12 protein-coding genes, 1 tRNA gene and 1 pseudogene are annotated in these 20597 nt (G+C 31.9%); 3 read left to right on the forward strand and 11 right to left on the reverse strand.

Going from position 1 to position 20597, the window contains the following annotated elements:
• Positions 1 to 674 precede the first annotated feature (674 nt).
• The 6 genes from dapA to WOO_RS02830 all read right to left on the reverse strand — a co-directional run bounded on the left by dapA (position 675) and on the right by WOO_RS02830 (position 11559).
• Positions 675 to 1622, reverse strand: coding sequence for a 4-hydroxy-tetrahydrodipicolinate synthase (gene dapA / locus WOO_RS02805; protein ID WP_014869165.1), 948 nt, complete (start codon positions 1620 to 1622; stop codon positions 675 to 677).
• 9 nt (positions 1623 to 1631) lie between these two features.
• A complete protein-coding gene (ssb, locus tag WOO_RS02810; RefSeq protein ID WP_014869166.1) occupies positions 1632 to 2108 on the reverse strand; it encodes a single-stranded DNA-binding protein in 477 nt (158 codons plus the stop codon).
• Between the two features lie 69 nt (positions 2109 to 2177).
• Positions 2178 to 2251 (reverse strand) — tRNA-Arg (locus tag WOO_RS02815).
• Between the two features lie 4086 nt (positions 2252 to 6337).
• A complete protein-coding gene (locus WOO_RS02820) occupies positions 6338 to 8083 on the reverse strand; it encodes a type I secretion system permease/ATPase (protein WP_044135505.1) in 1746 nt (581 codons plus the stop codon).
• 172 nt (positions 8084 to 8255) lie between these two features.
• Positions 8256 to 9263, reverse strand: a complete 1008-nt coding sequence (tsaD, locus tag WOO_RS02825) for a tRNA (adenosine(37)-N6)-threonylcarbamoyltransferase complex transferase subunit TsaD (protein ID WP_014869168.1) — start codon at positions 9261 to 9263, stop codon at positions 8256 to 8258.
• A gap of 856 nt (positions 9264 to 10119) precedes the next feature.
• Positions 10120 to 11559, reverse strand: a complete 1440-nt coding sequence (locus WOO_RS02830) for an HlyD family type I secretion periplasmic adaptor subunit (RefSeq protein ID WP_083848120.1) — start codon at positions 11557 to 11559, stop codon at positions 10120 to 10122.
• 307 nt (positions 11560 to 11866) lie between these two features.
• Between WOO_RS02830 and fabG the strand changes: the two genes are divergently transcribed.
• Both fabG and WOO_RS02840 read left to right on the forward strand, forming a co-directional pair.
• On the forward strand, positions 11867 to 12601 hold the full coding sequence (fabG, locus tag WOO_RS02835; protein WP_025264118.1) for a 3-oxoacyl-[acyl-carrier-protein] reductase: 735 nt from the start codon (positions 11867 to 11869) through the stop codon (positions 12599 to 12601).
• 101 nt (positions 12602 to 12702) lie between these two features.
• The gene (locus WOO_RS02840; RefSeq protein ID WP_014869171.1) at positions 12703 to 13050 is read left to right on the forward strand and encodes a TrbC/VirB2 family protein; all 348 of its coding nucleotides are present in this window, start codon (positions 12703 to 12705) and stop codon (positions 13048 to 13050) included.
• Positions 13051 to 13078: 28 nt separating this feature from the next.
• Here the strand turns inward: WOO_RS02840 and WOO_RS02845 are convergent, their stop codons facing one another.
• The 5 genes and pseudogenes from WOO_RS02845 to atpH all read right to left on the reverse strand — a co-directional run bounded on the left by WOO_RS02845 (position 13079) and on the right by atpH (position 17693).
• Entirely contained in the window at positions 13079 to 14359 is a 1281-nt protein-coding gene (locus WOO_RS02845; RefSeq protein WP_014869172.1) for a M48 family metalloprotease, read from the reverse strand.
• Between the two features lie 71 nt (positions 14360 to 14430).
• Positions 14431 to 15088, reverse strand: a pseudogene (gene ribB / locus WOO_RS02850) (3,4-dihydroxy-2-butanone-4-phosphate synthase).
• 3 nt (positions 15089 to 15091) lie between these two features.
• On the reverse strand, positions 15092 to 15586 hold the full coding sequence (gene greA / locus WOO_RS02855) for a transcription elongation factor GreA (protein WP_014869173.1): 495 nt from the start codon (positions 15584 to 15586) through the stop codon (positions 15092 to 15094).
• 9 nt (positions 15587 to 15595) lie between these two features.
• Positions 15596 to 17137: a F0F1 ATP synthase subunit alpha gene (gene atpA, locus WOO_RS02860; RefSeq protein ID WP_014869174.1), complete on the reverse strand. Its 1542-nt coding sequence runs from the start codon at positions 17135 to 17137 to the stop codon at positions 15596 to 15598.
• The gene (gene atpH / locus WOO_RS02865; RefSeq protein WP_014869175.1) at positions 17127 to 17693 is read right to left on the reverse strand and encodes an ATP synthase F1 subunit delta; all 567 of its coding nucleotides are present in this window, start codon (positions 17691 to 17693) and stop codon (positions 17127 to 17129) included. Before atpH ends, atpA begins: the two co-directional genes overlap by 11 nt.
• Positions 17694 to 18881: 1188 nt before the next feature.
• On the opposite strand from atpH, the gene ubiE reads away from it, so the two are divergent.
• On the forward strand, positions 18882 to 19580 hold the full coding sequence (gene ubiE / locus WOO_RS02870) for a bifunctional demethylmenaquinone methyltransferase/2-methoxy-6-polyprenyl-1,4-benzoquinol methylase UbiE (RefSeq protein WP_014869176.1): 699 nt from the start codon (positions 18882 to 18884) through the stop codon (positions 19578 to 19580).
• Positions 19581 to 20597: the final 1017 nt, after the last annotated feature.

The following is a 20597-nucleotide window of genomic DNA, read 5'->3' on the forward strand; positions in this document are numbered from 1 at the left end:
TGAACTGTGTTTGCTGTAATAAATTAAGTAGACTTCTTATGTAGTTTTTGGCAGTACACTAGGTCTATATTTAAATAGAAACAAAAAACTACTTGATAAACGTTCGTTTTAGCTTCTTTACCTCAAACTAAGGTTATTTAGTTATTTTCAATTTATGCAAGTTAAAGTAATAAGAATATTGCGTAGTTGATATATCTGATGTTTAATTCTTTACACTATATATGCTTAATATCTTTGTTAATTTCACTTAGATTTCTAGGTTTTTATTATATGAGTTAAAGTGCACTTATAAAACATTTAAGGCAGTGTAGAATGCTAGTTTTTTAAGCAGGTATTAATCAGGTTTTACCTTATCTTTTTTTCATTTGGTAAGCTTTTAAAGTGTTTGTAGCTAAAGCAATTTAAAAAGCTCCGTAAAAAAATGTCATTTCACAGTGTTCACCATTTAAATGACATTTATGAAGATTTTTTAAGTTATCAATAAACCTAAGTTTCGGTTCAGCTGAAGATTAGATATATCCGTTAGTTTAGGACATCAGAGCTGTACAGACTATAGCGTGTTGAAAACTAATTAAAGAACCTTAATTGTATGATTGACATTGGCTACAGAATTATGTAATAATAAAAGGGTTATCGTTTTTGATTAAAAAAGGCTTAAGTTGTTGCTTTTGTTTTTAGTTGTTAATTAATTTTTTCCATTTGGAAACCATTACATTGGCTTGCCTTAGTGCTTCAATAGAAGATAAGTCTTCTGTGCTGAGTGGTAGGCGGACAGTTTTGTGCTTTATGATCCCAATATCATGCAAGAGTGCTTTAGTGGGTATTGGATTACTAGTAATACACAGTGTTTTACAGACTTGCTGCCAGATACTTGTTGAACTTTTTACTTCATTTTCTATTACTTTAGTAGTTGCTTCCTTTTTAGATTCCAGCGCATAACGCTGGAATAACAGTAAGCATTGCTTAACATACTTATGTACTATACATGGCCAAAGATTAGAAGCAACAGAAACTAAGCCATCTGCACCATAAGCGGCCATATCAAGTATCATATTATCATCACCACAAAAAACTTTAATATTTGGTGCAACTTTTTTGTACTTGATTAAAGTATCAATAGTTCCACTTGAATCTTTAATAGCCCAAAACTTTTCGTGGCTAGACAAATTACGTACAGTTTCTACATGAAGACTTACTCCTGCTCTTGATGGAATATTATAAAGCATAGCTGGTACATGTGCTTTTTCGAGTAGCTTTTCAAACCATAAAGTCTGCCCCATAATTCCAGGCTTTGTATAAATTGGGGTGGTTATTAAATAGCCGTAAATGGGCATGCCTTTGCAAAAATCAAGCCATTCAAGAGTTTGATATAAATTCACTCCTGGTACACCAATTATGATTTTCGTACTTAATTTCAGTCCACATAGAAAGTTAACTAATGTACGCCTTTCATGATCAGTAAGTGACAAACTTTCACCAGTGCTACCTAATAACACCACACCGTTTTCGGCTTCAGCTTGCATTGTAAGTAAAAGCTGTAAACTGCTATAATCTATACTATCTCCTTTATCATTAAAAGGAGTAACACAGGCAGTCCATAGAAATGGAGATAGTAATTTCAATTGAAGTTATTAAAATGGTATTTCATCATCAATTAGCTCTTCCTTTATTTCACTGTCAAAAAAATCTCTATGCTGATTTTTTTGTTCTACTTCACGTTGCTTATATTCGTTTGATTTACAATCAGAATTTGACCGTGAATCTAAAACTGCAAGAGTGCTGTTAAAATTCTGCAACATTACCTCTGTGGTATATCTTTCACTCCCATTTTGGTCAGTATATTTTCTAGTTCTTAAAGAACCTTCAATGTAAACTTTACTACCTTTACGTACGAGATCTTTGATGATTTTTACTAATCCTTCACTAAACACTACAATATTATGCCACTCCGTTTTTTCAGAGCGTATACCAGAAAACTTATCGGTCCAATTTTCAGATGTAGCTATTGAAAAACTTGCCATTTCTTTCCCACTCTGCATAGTTCTAATTTCAGGATCTTTTCCTAAATTACCAACTAATATAACTTTGTTTACTGTACCAGCGGACATAATTGTACTTTAAAATAAACTCCCTATATTATCTTATGTTAAAATACAATTGTCAAATCTGATAGGAAATGCGCTTGGAGGGATTCGAACCCTCTACCTTTGCCTCCGGAGGGCAACGCTCTCTCCAACTGAACTACAAGCGCACATATATTAAATTACCTAGTAGATAAGCTAACTAAGTTAAATTTTAGATTCGGATAAATCACAAACATAGCATTTTCATGCTGTCAATACACATATCTTTTGAATTACTTGTTTGGTTTTCATCATGTTCTGATCTACAGTCCACATAAAAATTATGTAGTTTCCGGTTATTAAGTGACTTTTTAAGTCCTTAATGCCTGTAAACAGTTTCCCATTTTACTCACATTTTCAGTGTATTAGAAAAAAATATAAAATTTAACTAAACTCACTATCTTATGATTGAAATCATCTAATATCATTTCTCTTGAAGAACATAAGTAAAACTTTTCCATTTTGCTGACTATCTTACTGACTAATTTCTCATTAAAAGAATACTTTTTATATTATAATATTGTGATAAAACATCAAAATCACTCTCTACTGCTTCCCTTATTATCTCATTCTGATTTATATGACTCTATACATACCTTTATCTTTCGGATGCTTATAAAGAAACATTCCTTTGCAAGTAAATTTCGTATATATCAGTAAAATTATCGATTTCTTGATTGTTAATTTTGAAAATACTTTCGAAATATTTTTTTTATCATCACTCCTGCTTAGAGTAATAATATAAACTATTTCGTCATTATCTTGTTTTTCTAATATACATACAAACCTCTACTATTTAATTATAGCATTCTATGCTAGATGAGGTCTTCATCATTAATAGTATATTACCGACAGGCATATTTTTTACAAGTTTCTATATTTTCTAGACTGCTTTTACAGTCGCAATACGCATTGACCTTGAAAAATAGTATAGTAAAAACAAAAGATAGCTCTTTTACCTTCATTATTTCATCTACTTCATTATAGCGTGCCAGTTGAGAACTATATTAGCTCTCACTATTTTACCATATTACCGTCCAAAATCTAATTCATAGTTACAGTATCAATATTCCTCTCTTTTTTCAGAAATAAGAGGTTTAATCATGACATAACCAGGCAAACTTAGACAGATTGTAAAGATAAAAAATATGTTTATTTCTAGTTGAACTAAAACTTAGGTAATTTCACTTTTTTATTGCTTTTGTGTGTTTACTTTTACTGTGTAATCTTACTTTCTCAGGTGTAGAAATCGACACTTCAGTTTCAAGCATGTAGTATCTTTTATGCAACTTACTGAGCTCAAAACTGAAATTTGCAATGTATCCACTGCTGTGTAAACTTGAAGAAAAAATTTTTCTACAAATTTAGGCTTTTACTTAAAATAACTTCCTTTTTTTTGAACCTCAGTAATTTGTAAATTTATAGAATGTATCTCATCAATAGAATTTTGATTTTTACTATAGACTTTCTTGTTATAAACAACAACATGGACTAAAAAACTATTAACCCAATGAGCAAATAACAAGCAAAATACAAACCAAATTGTAGCTCTTCCTTTTAATCAGAAAATGGTTGTTGCTTACGTAGTCTCTCTATTTGAACATCAATAAATATATTTTGCTCTTTAATGACAGGTAAACCGGAAATATCAATGTCATAGTATGAAAATTATTGCTTAATTTTTCTGCAGTTCTTGTCTTAATAAGAAACATCTTTATTAGGTTAAAAATTGAACTTTAAAGCTGTAGTAATATAATCTTTTGCCTCATTATAATTTTACTTAAATGAGCAAAATTCTGCACTACAACCTGGTACTTTCAATTTTTCTACATATCTAACTTATATAAGAAGAAGACATTCTACCTTAAACAAAATGCTTTTAATATTAATAAAATCATAAATTCATCTATTTTTTACATTATGGCTTTGGTTGTACTTTATTGATTAATTTTTAAGGTTTACTTTTTTACTGATAAGTTATCAGCAACATTAAGATTTAAATGTAAATTCAATAGACAAATGATGTTGATTACAATAAGAGTTAAAGTAAAGCATAGAAAGATTTAGGGAGAGTTTGAATAAAGATAATTCAACAGATAAAATTCTTTAGTTTCTTTTATGTTGAAAATAGCTGCTGTTTACTTTTAAAGCTGTGAAATAGAGTTATGTGATCTCACAGAGAAACTGTCTTTTTCACCCACATTTAATTCTCATTCTAGTAATTTGCTTAACTCATGTGAAGTTAATATTTTAATATTTTTCTTTAGAAATTTTTAATTAATAAAACTAGCCTTAATTTCTGGTAGATTATTATTAATAAACTACACTAAACGCATGGATGCCAACTTTATTCTCTTTAAAAACCATCTGCCTGTGCTTTTAGTCTTTTAATTATAACAACTATGACTTTCCAATTATCATAGTTCTGAGATAGAAAACCTTTTTTACTGTATTACTTATTTTTATAGAAAATATTAATACTTACTTAAAGTTAGAGGCAATATATTCAACAAGTGCTTTGCTTTTGATCAAATAAGGAGAAATAATACCAGTTCTGATTGATTTTGCTTGATCCTTAACTAAGAAAATTGAGCTTATATTATTTTGCAAGCAAAATGCTTCATCTTTGCTTTTCTGATAAATAGGAGCTGATTCTATTTATTCTTGAAATGGACTGTAGCAAGTAATTCTGATCTGTATGATTGAGTATTAGATGTAAAGGTACTTTCTTATTTGACATAAGGCATGAACTTAATTCAGATACTGTTTTATTGTTTTTGTCCTAACAAAATGTCTTTTATTTAAAACATTATTCTTGAAATATAGTGACATTGTACTTCTTTCTTCAATAGAAATCACGAGCTTACTTTTAGATTTCGAATTAAACATATTAACAGAACTTGTATTCATCTATAACTAAAAAGCAATTTATTGGAATTCATTAAACATTGTAGGAAGTATTGTTATAAATTTCCACAGCTATGCTATTCATAGTATGATTTTTTGATGAATTTAGTGCAGTATTAGCATACTTATATAATGTAAACAAGAAAATTTATTTTACAATTTTAATTGACATGGAACATTAACCTAGTTACTATTAGCATAGTATTAATATGTAAGGTAAAATTGGTTCTTTTACAATCTCACCCTCGTTAAAGCATTTAATTATTACTTTTTTGCTATGTGCATTTGTTCTCACAAGAGGGGTATTTATTTATCCTATGAGTCTAGCAATTTGTAGTACTACTATAGCACCAACGCTTCATGTGGTAATTACCTCTATTTTCGTAGTTGTTGTTGCATTGAGCTCAGTAATATATCTTTCTAAGACGACTTTTTATGCAATAAATAATAAAAAGCAGAGGTCATATGTAATCTTCTTGAAAAAAGATTAAATGGTAATGGCGTTAGCACACAAATGCCAGCAGTAACAGCTATATCTTCGTCTTTATCTGCTTTATGTTTAAAAGAGTCTACTATAACCAGTGTACCAATCTCTACTCCATTGTTATTTTCTACAGTTACATTACTTCAGTCTTCTCAGTTGGCACACTGCTTACACCTTTCTCTTTCCTTCTTTTGCCACAAGTAAAAATGCGAGTGTAACGCTTATATCATCCTTCTTATTTACTAAGTCAAAGCGTGAATTTACCACCACCGTCACCTCTTCTCCTAAGCGGAAAACCTCTTAGTAGCAATGTACTAAAAAATTCCTCTATTACTAAACTCAAAAGCCACAATAAAAGTTTTTTTCAGAAGTAGTTGAAAGAAAGGTTGCAGAAGATAAAGGAAAAGATATAGCAAAAGTAAGCAGATATGAAATCCTATGAAAGAATTGGGATGTGAAAACTAAAAAGGTGATAATAGCAATACCAAAAACGGAGGATACAAAATCAGAGTAACTAATAATTCTGTTTGTTATGTAATTTTAGAAGGTATCCATGAGAGTTGGTAATTAACGTAAAAAAAGAAGGAAATAGTAACATTCTTCTTATTTAGATAATATTAGCATATTCGATCCTCATAATTAACTAGCACAACAATTGCTAATAAACCTCTTGTAGTAGAAAGTAGTAACGTGATTCCAGTGGGGGAATAGTGAATCGAAAAAGCTTATTTTCTTTTTAAAGGGTAATCAAAAAACACCTGAGTGCGTTAATAAATAAAAGAGATTATAAGGTAAAGGGAAAGTACTACACTTTCCTTTTTTTTTAGCCATTTGCTGAAGACTGTTCACTTTCTGTAGTGTTGTTTGACGATGAAGCAACTAATTTGCTTAAAATCTCGTCTTTTGGCCCCATACTATAAATAGTACCATCTGACATAAGAATAACTTTATCAACCACGGATAATAACAGTAGCTTATGAGTTATAATTATAGTAGTGGTGTTTTGCTTTTTTGCAGCGTTGATCGCTTTAATTAAGCATGCTTCTCCATTACTGTCTAAGTTAGCATTTGGCTCATCAAGTACTAAAAGTTTCGTATTACCATAAAAAGCTCTTGCAAGACCAAGTAGCTGTTTCTGTCCACCAGAAAGTGTCACTCCAAAGCTTCCTATTGTTGTATCATATCCGTTTGGTAAACTTAGTATTAATTCATGTATTCCTGTAATTTTTGCTGCTTTAATTATTTCCTCAGGATTTGGATTTGGTCTCATACGTGCAATATTAGCTTTAACGCTGGTGTTGAATAGTTCAATATCTTGAGGTAAATAGCCAACATAGTTACCAAAATTTTCTCGGTTCCAAGTATATACATCAGCACCATCCAGCTTTACTACACCAGATATAGGTTTCCATATACCAACAGTTAATTTTGCGATGGTTGATTTACCAGAGGCACTTGTACCGATAACACCAACTATATCTCCTGGTTCTATTACAAACGATATACCCTTTATCGTTGGTTTATTGCTCCCATAAGGAGTAAAAAATACTCTATCAAATTCTAATTTTCCTTTAGGCTCTGGTAGAGACAGAGTCTGTTCCCTTTTTGGCGATGTTAATATAAGTCTTTGCAGCCTATCATAAGATATTATGGCTTGATTTAAAAACTTCCAAGTATGGACTGCTGCATCAAATGGAGCTAATACCCTGCCCATTAAAATGGAGGCAGCAATGATGCTACCAGCAGTCTTATGAGATGTAATTGCGAGTAGCGCGCCTGTTCCAATTACTGATATTTGTAGAGTTGAGCGTAAAAACTTAGTAATTCCAGTAATTACATTAGAACGATTCTGTGCTTTGATTTGCATCATGCGGGTTTGATCATTCCGTTTACACCAATCAGAAACTATGAATTCTGACATACCCATAGCTTCAACTACTTCTGCATTTCTTGTTGCAACATCTATAGCATTGATATTCCGTATAGTTTCTTCGTTGGTTTCTTGCAATATGCGTTTAGTAGCGAGTTCATTCCACATTGCCATGGAGATCAATATAACGATTCCAGCAATAGCTATAAATCCCGTAGAGGTATGTATCATAAAGATCACACCAAGGTAAATCAATGACCATGGAGTATCAAATAACGAAAATATACCATTTCCTACAATAAAATTCTTTATCACCCCAAGATCCCGTATTGCTTCACCGCTGGAAGTCAAGCTCTGCACTGATGTTAGCCTGATTGATCTTATTATTAGATCTGGTGTTGCAGTTCTATCAATCCAATCACCGATTTTTGCCATAGCTAAGCATCGACAGATTTCAAGCATTGCAGAACAGGCAAATGCAGATAAGGTAATAATTGTTAACATAACTAGCGTCGATACGCTTCCGCTTGATATTACCCGATCAAGCACTTGAGAGGTATAAAGTGGCAAGAATAGCATTAACAAGTTAATTCCTGAACTAAACCAAAAAATAAACCAAAATGCACTCTTGCACTTTTCTAGGCAAATATATAGAGTACTTTGCTTCAATTCTTTTTTTATTGATGGGGTGATTTCCACAGTCTTTCTTTTAATTACATGCACCGCATATATAGTTTTTATTGCAAAAATATTAACAGAAGTTGGTTAACTTTAAGTTAATAAAATATTAATATACATAAATAAAAAATATAAACAACAGTAATCAAAAGAGATAGATTTTTTTTATTGCCTAATCTAGAGCTGAAGACTTTCAATAATTTTCCAATTCCCATTTTGGCCTTGGCGCAAAATTGAGCGGATCTATATAGTTCCTCTTCAATCTTTCAATTCCTGCCCATCCAACCATTATTGCATTGTCTGTACATAGATTACTTGGGGGGGAAAATATGTTTAAGTTTATGTATTTTTTTAATTTTCCTTTTAGAAAGTTATTTGCTGCAACCCCACCAGTAATTACAAGATCTTTGATTTTAATATTTAAAGATGCAGCCATAATAATCGCATTTTTGACTCTATCAAGTAGTATATCACTAATACACTCTTGAAACGAAGCACATACATCATACGCGTCTTGCTCGTCCATCTTAAGCTTCTGCACTAAGTTTTTTACTGATGTCTTGATTCCAGAAAAAGAAAAATTACATCCAGAACGTTTTATCATTGCCCTTGGAAGCTTAAATCTTGTACTATCACCTTTCTTAGCTAATTTTTCTATCAATGGTCCTCCCGGATAGTTTAAGTTTAGCATCTTGGCAACTTTATCAAACGCTTCACCTAACGAATCATCTAATGTTTCTCCGAGTTTAATATATTTACCTACATCTTGCGCGATTAAAAGTTGACAGTGACCACCTGATATTAACAAAACCAAAAATGGAAATTCGACCTCATAAAGTAACCTAATAACCAATGCATGTGCTTCTAAGTGATTAACAGCAATGAACGGTTTTTGTGTTACATGCGCAATCGCTTTAGTCATCATTGTACCGACTATTAATCCACCTATGAGTCCTGGTCCTGATGTCGCCGCAACTGCATCCAAATCGCAAAAGTTAATGTTAGACTTGTTTATAGCACTTTTTATTAGATCACTTAAATGTTCCATATGAGCACGTGACGCTATTTCAGGGATTATTCCACCACGCTCTTTATGCTCTGTTTGAGAAAGAATTTGATGAGTGAGGACTTGCTTAGCACTATTTATGATTACTACTGCGGTTTCATCGCAGCTTGTTTCAACAGCTAAAATGGTCTTCATTTGTGTTTGGTTACTGTATTACTAAACTATACTTTGAAATGCCTTAAAAGTTAACTGCATTCTGATAAATTAATCATCATTTTCAAATATAGGGCTAATTTTTTATTTCCAGGAAAAAAAAGTTTACTAGTTCAGCTGCTTTGCACTTTAGCTACATCTTTAACGTTAATTTGGTACTATATTTATTTACTTCATTACCTATAATATTTACTCTTAGATAATTTATGTGCACGTGATTTTGCAGTTTGATAGGCTTATATTCCCTTTAATATGGCTTAATCAGCAATTATTCGTGCAGGAGAACATCTACTACTTGTTTCAGGTTTTGCTCGATCCTTAATAAACTTTATTGAGAAAACTCTTGCTCCAGGTTAAGTTAAACTTGTTTTCAACCATATATAAAAGTTTATATACTGTAGTATGGATTTATTTTTCTCAGAACAAGAATATATCTATCTACACTAAGGACTAAATTGTCTTATATACTCCTTTTTCATATTCGCTAGTCTTTTTCAAGATACACTTCAAGCGAGAGTCTATTTGGCCTTATTAAAGGAGATAAGGTGAGGCTTAATGTGCTTTAAATTTCTTAAATTAGTAAAGATACTCAGTATATTGCACTGCATTCTCACTATTTTCTACTCAAGTTACCTATTTTATTACTAAATTAAATATTTTTCACACTTAGGAATTGATCCATTATAAAGAGTTTTCAGAAGAGTTATTATAGATGTAGTTGAAATACTAAACATAATTTGATTCTATGAACATAGACCTATAAGAAGGCTATTATCAAAATAGCTAAGCGGTACTTAAATATTATTACGAAAAAAGTCTATTTACTCTAACGAGTTATCTACCTTTCTATAAAAGATCTATCAACTGTTGCAATTATAGGTGCAAATAAGAATGATAAAAGAGTGCGGGATTGGGTAACTATATATACTTCTGCTGGCATACCAGGATATAGATATACATTCTTAAATTGAGCAAGCTCTGATTTTGGTATCACTACACGTACTGAGTAATAACGTCCTAATTTTGGGTCATCAAGAGCATCAGGAGAAATATGGCTTACTATACCATTAATTAAACTTAAACGACGCGCACTGTAAGCACTCAGCCTTACTTTGACTTTTAACCCTTCTAATCCGTCAATGGAGATTATATTGGTACCTTTTTTTTGTGCTGATATTATTTCCTCTATATTTCTAGTCTGAATTTTAGTATCTATTATTAAATCATCATTAGACGGCACTACGCTCATAACTGGAACTCCAGATTGTATAACACCGCCTTCAGTATGGTATCTTATGTCTGTAACTATTCCATCTTGAGGCGATCTAATTACTGTGCGCGCTAACGTGTCTTCTGCAACCATTAACCTCTCTCTTAAGTCAGCGATAGATGTACTGATTTCCTTAAGTTCGGTGTTTGCTTTTTCTTGAGAATCGTTTCTTACGTTTACGATCTCTAATTCATTTTCTCCGATTTTTTGCTGTGCTCGAGATATTGCAGCGCGGTAATGACCGACTCTACCTTCAATTTCAGCAAGCTGTTTTTTCAAAGCGAAGATATGCGACTTGCCTATATAGCCATTGCTAAGAAGCTGTTTATTTATTTCCAGTTCCTCAGCTATTAAGCTGTATTGTTTAAGAGCTGCATCTAGTTGATAATTCAGTCCTACTAATTCGTCATGTAGCTGTTTTATGCGTTGTTGCAGTACACCAGTTTTTCCTAATTCACTCTTGCGCTGAGAATAAAATAATTCTATCTGATTTTTTACCACTCTGTTTACAAGCTCACTGTTAGACAACTTTTTAACTTCATCAGGAAACTCAATTTTGTCTAATCCTGCCCTAATAGCAATCAATCTTGCTTCAGTTGTCAAAAGCGATAAGAGCTTCTCTTTAGCTATACTTAAATTTGCCTTCTCATTAACATCGTTTAGTAAAACTAAAGGCTCATTTTTTTTGACTGCTTGACCCTCTTTGACTAAAATTTTGCTTATTATTCCTCCTCCTAAATGCTGAACTACTTTTCTGCTTGAAGATACAATAACTTCTCCGCTTGCACGTACTGCTCCATCAATTGGAGCTACAGCTGACCAAATGCCTCCTACTCCAAAAAAGATGAATATTACCACCAAGCCAAAAAATAGCGGTCCCCATGTTATTCTCAGGACTTCATTTACGTTATTTCCCTTACGTTTTAAAATAAAAGTTGTCATCATATCAATTAATATGAAAGTTCTATCTAAAAACTTTGGATTTTTTTTCTTTCTTATCTCTTGCATATTTATATTATCACTATGGCCAAGGAACCCTGTCAAAGAAAATCCAGTGCTCAGTTTTTTTTAACTTACTTATTATACATTACTGTGGGCTTATATTAGTACTAAGGTAATATGCAAAAACTAAGAAATTCATGACTTAAGCATCTAATTTAGACTGGAGCATCAGAATCAATCGTTTAATAACAACAATTTTGCTATATTTTATCTAAACTAAGACTTTTAGTGAGTACCAAAGCTGTTTATGTATATAAGAAACCCATTGCTAACTAAACAATGTTCTGCTAGTAATCAGAAAAATGAAGTCATTATGTTTCAATTGGAAAGTAGAAAGTTTCTTGTTACTGGTGCTTCAGGTGGGATAGGTCGAGCAATTGTAGAAGTTATGCATAAAGCCGGAGCAATTTTATGTATCTCTGGTACAAAAAGAGAGATTCTCGAAGGAATTGCTAAGCAGTATAAAAAGAACATGCATGTACTTCCTTGTAACTTATCAAATGCTGAGGAAGTAAATCAACTAGTAAACAAAGCAAGCGAGTTGATGGCAGGTTTTGATGGGCTTGTATGCAATGCAGGTATTACACGGGATGGTCTGCTATTGAGAATGACAGACGAAGCATGGCAAAAAGTAATTGATATTAACCTAAACTCCACGTTTAAGTTGAGTAGAGAAGCGTGTAGGAAACTAATTAAAAATAACTGGGGAAGGATTATAAATATTTCTTCAATAGTAGGATTAACAGGGAATGTTGGACAAGCAAATTATGCAGCGTCAAAAGCTGGAATAATAGCTATGAGCAAATCTATAGCGAAAGAGGTTGCAAGTCGGAATATAACAGTTAATTGTGTTGCTCCTGGGTTTATAGTCACTAAGATGACTGAAGTTTTAACTAAAGAACAAAAGAAAAAAATATTAGATAATATTCCAATGAAAAAAATGGGAACAGTAGAAGAAGTAGCAGCAGGGGTTCTATTTTTAGCAAGTGATGAGGCAAAATATATTACAGGACATGTGCTAAATATTAATGGCGGTTTATTTATGTAGTAAAATCTTACTTATGGACAAGCTATAGACTTTACTTTAAAATAAGTATGCATAAACTAAAATTAGTTTTACTACATTAGTTTATTATCAAAGGCAAAAAAATGGGCTCTATAATAAGAAAATTTTTAAATATCTTATATGTGATATTGCTTTTCTTAGGTTATCCAACTACTTCTGGTGGTGGAGGTACTGATATAGATGATACAACTGCTCAAGTGATATGTAACATTATTGGTTATATTTGGGGGATAGGTGGTCCACTGATGACCGTGGTAATAATCGGTGCATCCTTGCTTGCAATATTTGGGAGAATGCCTTGGCCAGCTCTCTTTGCTTTAGGCGTGTTTTGTGGTGTTTTTTTTGGTGCTAAGACAATCATAATGAAGGTTATACCTAATATGAATGATAGTGTAAAAGTTATGCTGGAAAACTGTGGAACGAAAAAATAGTAAAATTGATAATGTATTAAAATACTTATTATTTATTAAATTGTCTCATATCTTCAATTTGTAATAAGTAGGGACTGGCTTTTGGTAAAGTTTTAATAGCTAACTTAGCATATTTTATGAATTGTTCTAAATTACCTTCAATATAAGCTTTTTTTGTTAAAGCAAAATAATGCATTGCTATATCAGCATTACGTTTGTATGCAATACTTAAATACTTCCAAATAAAGGTGTTACTCGGTTCTGTACTTGCGATTTGCTCTAGGTAAAAAATTGCCCTCTTTACATCTCCGTATAATAGTAGAGTATGAGATAATGCAAGTTTCACCAGATAGCTGTTCCTCTCAGATAAATACTTTAGTGATTCTTCATAAGTTTTTATTGCTTCACTTAGATTTCCAGCCTTATACAACATTTCTGCTTTTAATTCATATAGATATGGGTCACTATGTGACTTCTGAGCTAACGAATCAATTATAGCAATGGCCTCTTTTATCTTTCCTTGCCTGTAGTGAACTATAGCATTTACGCATTCAGAATTATCTTCATATTTATCAGATAATACATGGATAGGAGAAAAGAAAGAATCTAGCTTTGCGACTATATGCTTAAATTTTAATAATTTATCTGCGAGAATTGGCTTTACATCGTTTTTAACCTTATAATTCTGTACAGCAATTATGCGCTTATCACTAAGTGGATGAGTGCGAAAGTACCCTTTGGTATTTTCGTGCTCAACACTCTTTAAGTAGCCAAAAATCTTTTTCATACCTGAATTATCATAACCGGATTTATCAAGGTACCTTAACGCATACCTATCTGCTGCACTTTCTTGCTCTTGAGAATATTTAAAAAACAATCTTGAGCCGAGTGCTATACCACTTAGCAAAATTGTATTAGTAACCTGAGGATTAATAATAATAGTCGAAACCAGTCCCATCATACAGCCAATCATTGCTATTGATTGTAAATGACTTACAGTAACACTCATCTGTAATATATGACCAGCAGATATATGAGCGATCTCATGTGCTAATATGCCAAGCAAAACGTATGGTTCAGTTGAGTATCGTAAAAGTCCTAAGTGAATGAAAATATTATTATTATCAATAATAAAAGCATTAATTGAATTGTCATTAACTATGAAAACTCTTACCTGGTCACCATCAATACCCGCAGCAGAAAATAGTGGCTGTGCTAGTTCTTTCACCATTGCTTCTACTTCACTGTCTTCTATAATATTAACAGAGTAAACATTATCGTAACATGCAAAAAAAAATAATAAGGTAAAAACTTTGATAATTTTAAACATAAGAATTCTGTATTTGCATAATTTTTATGGGTTTTACATCTTAACACTTAAATTATATGAATTTATAAACGTTAGCTTAACTTTTTGACGTAGTTAACAAGTTTGTCAATAGTAGTTAACTTAATCTTATGTTGTTCAGCAAATTCAAGCAACTGAGGTAGACGCATCATAGAGCCATCATCATTCACTAGCTCACACCCTACAGCTGCATGATTAAGGTCAACTAGCTTTGCTATCTCAACACTTGCTTCAGTATGACCATTGCATGCTAAAACTCCTCTATTGTTTGCAATAATAGGAAAAACATGACCAGGAGTGATAATGTCATCCTTAGTACTCTTTTCATCAATGGCAATAAGTATTGTATGCGTTCTATCATTAGCAGAAACACCTGTTGTAATATCATGACGTGCATCAATTGATGTAGTAAATGCAGTGTGATAAGTAAGCTTTTTATCTACATTACTTCTTTTCATAAACTCAAGACCTAGTCTATTTATTCATATGAAGCTTTGTCATAGCTAAAAATACGATGCCAGTTCCATATCTAATCATAAAGACTACGTGTTTTGGCTTTAGCTTTTCAGCTAAGATAATTAAATCACCTTCATTTTCCCTATTTTCGTTATCAACTAAAATAAACAATTTACCAGACTAAGCATCTTCAAATATACCTTCAACAGGAGAAATACAGGATAGGTTAATCGATGCATAAGTGGCCTGTACCATAGTTTATTTAAATTCAATCTTAACTATTTTATATAATTTCTCTCCACTTGGTACTATTACTTCCACACATTCGCCAATTTTTTTGCCGATTAAAGCACTACCCAAAGGTGAACTAGTAGATATTAACTGTTTTGAAACGTCAGCTTCGTACTCACCTACAATTTTATAAATATATTCTACTTCACTACCATCATCATTTAACATGCTTAATGTTACGGTTGCACCAAACATTACCGAATCGCCAGACAAGCTTTTCACTTCTATTACTTCTGCATGCGAAAGCTTGCTTTCTAGCTCCATTATACGACCTTCGATGAAACCTAATCTTTCTCGTGCAATGTGATATTCTGCACTCTCAGATAAATCACCTTGATCACGGGCATCAGAAATGGCCTGTATAATGGAAGGTTTCTCTTCTTTTAATTTCTCAAGCTCAGCTTGCATGCATCCAAAACCTTCTTTTGTTATAGGAAACTTCTTAACGACGGATGAAGCCATAATCACCACCTACACGCAATTAAATTGAGTAATAAAATTACTCACGATACTTAAAATATCGTTTTTTATACCATTATTCATGTTGTTTGACAACTTTTTTAAAATTTCAGGGTATGCATTATGGAAATAATTGATAAGATCATATTCAAATTTATTGATGTTGTTTATTTGTATCTTACTTAACTGATCATACAAATTAGAGAAGATATACATCAGTATTAACTGTTCTTCTATTGGCATAGGTGAGTGCTGTTTTTGCTTTAACAGTTCAATAAGATATCTACCCTTGTTTAAGGACGATTGAACACTGGCATCAAGGTCAGAACTAAATTTTGCAAAGTCTTCTAATTCTCTATATTGAGCTAAACTTAACTTTATAGAGCCAGCAACTTTTTTCACAGACTTTAATTGTGCGGCAGAACCAATCCGCGAAACTGATAAACCTATATTTACTGCAGGACGAAATCCTTTGTGAAATAATTCAGACTCAAGGAAAATCTGTCCATCAGTAATTGAAATTACATTAGTTGGGACATACGCAGATACATCACCGGCTTGAGTTTCAATAATTGGCAAAGCAGTTAAAGACCCTTGTCCTTTTCCATCAGACATCTTAGCAGCTCTCTCAAGCAAACGAGAATGTACATAGAATATATCTCCAGGATAAGCTTCGCGGCCAGGAGGACGTCTTAGCAGTAAGGACATTTGCCTATATGCTACAGCATGTTTAGACAAATCATCGTACACGACTAAGCAATGCATTCCATTATTACGAAAAAATTCTCCAATAGTGCAACCAGCATAAGGTGCTAAAAATTGCATAGGTGCACATTCAGATGCACTAGCAACAACTACAGTTGTATACTTTAATGCTCCACTTTCTTTTAGCTTATTTACCACTTTTGCTACTACTGAAATTTTTTGCCCGATAGCAACATAAACACAGTAAACTTTTTGATCTTCATTTACTTCATCATTAATCTTCCTCTGATTTATGATAGTATCAAGTGCAATAGTAGTTTTTCCGGTTTGCCTATCACCAATAATTAACTCACGCTGTCCTCTGCCTATCGGAATTAATAAATCTATAATCTTAATTCCAGTCTGTAGAGGTTCATGTACAGATTTGCGGTCAATAATGCCTGGCGCCTTAGATTCTATGTCCATTCTACTCTTGGCTCTAATTTCTCCACCTTTGTCTATAGGATAGCCCAGTGCGTTTACAACCCTTCCAAGGGATTCGTGTCCTACAGGTATCTGTACAACGTCACCACTGCATCTTACAATATCTCCTTCTTTTACATCACGGTCATTACCAAGCACCACTATTCCAGCTATATCATGGTCTAAATCAAGAACTATTCCTTCTACACCACTTGCAAAAAATACCTTTTCACCGAACTTTGCTTCTTCAAGCCCATAAACTAGTGCAATACCATCAGTTACTGAAGTTACTTCACCTATATTTTCTCGTTTTATAGGGTTATCAAATGCCTCAATTTTTTTCCGTATTATGTTTACTACCTCAGAAGCATTTATACTATTTTTCATTACAGTTTCCTATTTTTAATATTTCCATTTTGCTCAAACTAACCAGTCTATCTAAGTAACTTTTCAGCGAAGCATCGATTAAATTAAAACCGTACTTTACTATAAAACCACCTAGTATGGAAGGGTCAACCACATTATCTACTTTTACTATCTTACCAAGAAAGCTTAAAGATTCAGTAATTATTTTTATATCGGTTTTCTTTAAAGCCTTTGCTGATTTTATAGTAACTTCTAATTCATTTTCATTTTCTCTTATAAGATTCAAAAATTTTTCTAATATAAGGAGTAATAAACTAGAGCGCCTGTTTGCAAATGTCACCATAATAAATTTCACCAAGTTTCTACTCAAATCTTCATTTATACAAAATATTACTTCTTTCTTATGTGAGAGAGAGATCATAGGACTGGACAGATACATAAAAACGTCACGTTGATTTTTTAAAAAAGTCAATAGAAACTTTACTTCTTTTCTTATAGTACTTGACTTACTTTTTGAGACGTAAAACAGCGCCTTAGCATAAGATAAAATTAAATTATTGTATTGGGTCCTTTTCACATTAAATTACCTAATATATAGAGTTAAACATCTTTAAGCCTAACCAATAAGGGTCTAGCCTAGAAAGGCTTAGATCTCAGAGAGTATAGCAACTAAAACTCATAATTATTGACAAAATTCATTACAAAACAGCTGTTAACTGTGAAAGAAAAACGTGTCAGAAAATGAGAACTAGTAGTTAAAGTAATTATAATAGATTTCTTAGAGAAAGGAAATACTTTCTATTTATCTTTGCCTTTTATTAGGCAGGAAGTATGTTATCTAAACAGCTGGTATATAGCTGTACAAGCATTTTGATTTAAATCTATTCTAAGAGAATATTATTCAAGCAACTTAAATAGCGGACACTATGATCTAAAAACATCTTGATGGTTTTACTTTCTCTTTAAATTTAAGGCTAACTTTTCCATCAATACCTGCTTATCCCTTTTCTCTTTGCTTTAAATTTTTGAATAAAGAACATAGATCAGGAGAGAAGGTTATACAGAAATATATATTTAATACTTATGAAAAATACGCTCCTTCTTTGTAAGGGTTATCTTTATGTCCTATCTCCATAATAATTACTTGCGTTCTGATTGATTTACTTTGTAAACTATACAAATATAGTTACTTATTTAGCCTTTTGCATTTTTTTACTCTATAATATATAGGAGCGAGTTCACCAAACTTCTCTATCAAAATAAGGCGCGTTCTTTTATGGCTTTTAAAACTCTTAACTTTATTTTTCTTAGGAGAGTAAGTAAATTCCTTTTGGTAAAATTCCTTTAAAAAATTAATCTTATTCTGCTCTAATCCTGCTTAACACAACTTTAAACATCACGCTCATCAGAAATTTTAGATACCAAAAAACTCTTTATTTCAAGCTAACTACTTCTTTGAATAGCTCTTTTCTACTTGTTCTTGAATTATGCTACTTCATAAAGCTAGATAATTCAGTAGGATACTTTGAAGTTTTTCTATCAAGAACTATATTGATTCCTGAATCTATAAAAGTTTTACTGACGTTCACTATTATAGCTATAGTATAACATTTCTTAAATTTTTGATAAAGTAGTTCATATGTTGCTAACACTTAATTAAGAAGAATTCTTGCTTATTTAAAGAAAGAATTTCAATTGTACTCGAATTGACTTAACTTATAATAAATGACAAAAAATTGCATGCTATATAACAATCGCAAAGGAAATGGATAAATCACAATTAATTAAGGAGGTATTTGATTCCGTAGCAGGTCACTACGACATCATGAATGATATAATGAGCTTTGGGATACATAGGCTATGGAAGAACAAGATGATAAATATTACGCATTTTACAAAAGACTCTAAGGTTTTGGACATTGCTGGAGGAACCGGCGATATAGCAATAAGAATAGCAAGGAGAGAACCAAGCATTCAAGTTACAGTATGCGATATAAATCAAAACATGCTAAGCAGGGGAATTGATAAAGCTATAAATTCAAACCAACTTAATTTCAATTGGGTGTGCGCAAATGCAGAAAATTTGCCATTTGAAGACTCTACATTTGATTATTGTACAATAGCTTTCGGTATTCGAAACGTTTCTGATCGCAAAAAGGCTTTAAGTGAGGCGTATAGAGTATTGAAACTAAATGGGAAATTCATCTGCTTAGAGTTTGCTCCTATGCATTACCAAAATGAGGTATTTACTAAATTCTATAACTTATATTCATTTAAAGTAATTCCCAAAATCGGCAGCATAGTTGCTAAAGATAAAAACTCTTATAAATATTTAGTAAGAAGCATCAGAGAGTTTCCAACTCAGGCTGAGTTTCAAATGGAAATTGAAGAGATAGGCTTTCATAATGTTGAATTTCATGATATGAGCTATGGAATAGTAACATTACATATTGGAACAAAATGAACATCAAACCCTAGTATAGAGTACTAAACATTATTTCGTTATTTTAGTAAGTTTCTTCTTCACTCAACAAGTTTTACAATTACACAGCGTCTTTTTTCTTTGTCACAAGAATTATTTTATATAATATTATATTACTTATGTAATTCTATTGTTGATTACTTTAGTAACATTAGTAACATTCTCTTTTATCAATATAAAAAATATACTTAATCTTTTATTTATAAGTAAGTTAATATTTTTTATTTTAATGGTGGCTGCAATAATACTTAGCATGGGAAAAAAGGTGCAAACGATCGATTTTCGCATTATTACTTTTGCAGCCTAATTTAGTATATCCATGCTTTCAACGTATTCTTTTATTGGTCAAATGTTCATAGTGAATACCGCTTCTGTACTTTCCGTGTATAGCAGAAATAGTTATGCTGGAATCACGACAGTTACTTGTTCTTTACACATAAACAAAAAATTTGCAATTTTCTTTTTTTTGTGCAGCACGACACTTTTCAAGTCATGAGATTATTAAAAATATTCAAAGTAGGTTAACTAATTGGAGATGTACTAAATAAAAAAGTAGCACAAAAACCTTTAGTGTTGTTTAGTACCATTACCGCTCTTTTGCTTTATGTTTTACGTATATAGAGTAAATTATTTAACTTATTGGCGATTTTTGATATTTCAATTCAATTTATTACACAATTTATAAATAAACATAGGAGTGACGTTGAGCATTTCTCACACTATCGGTATAACTCTATCATTGCTTAGTTATGCGGTTCCTCTCCTTTATCTTCTAGTATTGCCATTGACATAATATTGCCTTTTAAATTCAAATTAGAAACTATTAGTTGAGTAACAGTTAGTAACTCAATTGCTTAGGTGATATAAAAATGAGTAGTTAACCAAAAAGATCACAGAGACATTAGATTATTCCTTCTTGGAGTTGCTTTACCTCAACTTTAGGGAATCTTTAGTTATTTGAGAAATAGCTTCACTAGGAGTACTAGTTGAATAGATTTT

The sequence above is a fragment of the Wolbachia endosymbiont of Onchocerca ochengi genome (genome assembly GCF_000306885.1).
Classification (GTDB): domain Bacteria; phylum Pseudomonadota; class Alphaproteobacteria; order Rickettsiales; family Anaplasmataceae; genus Wolbachia.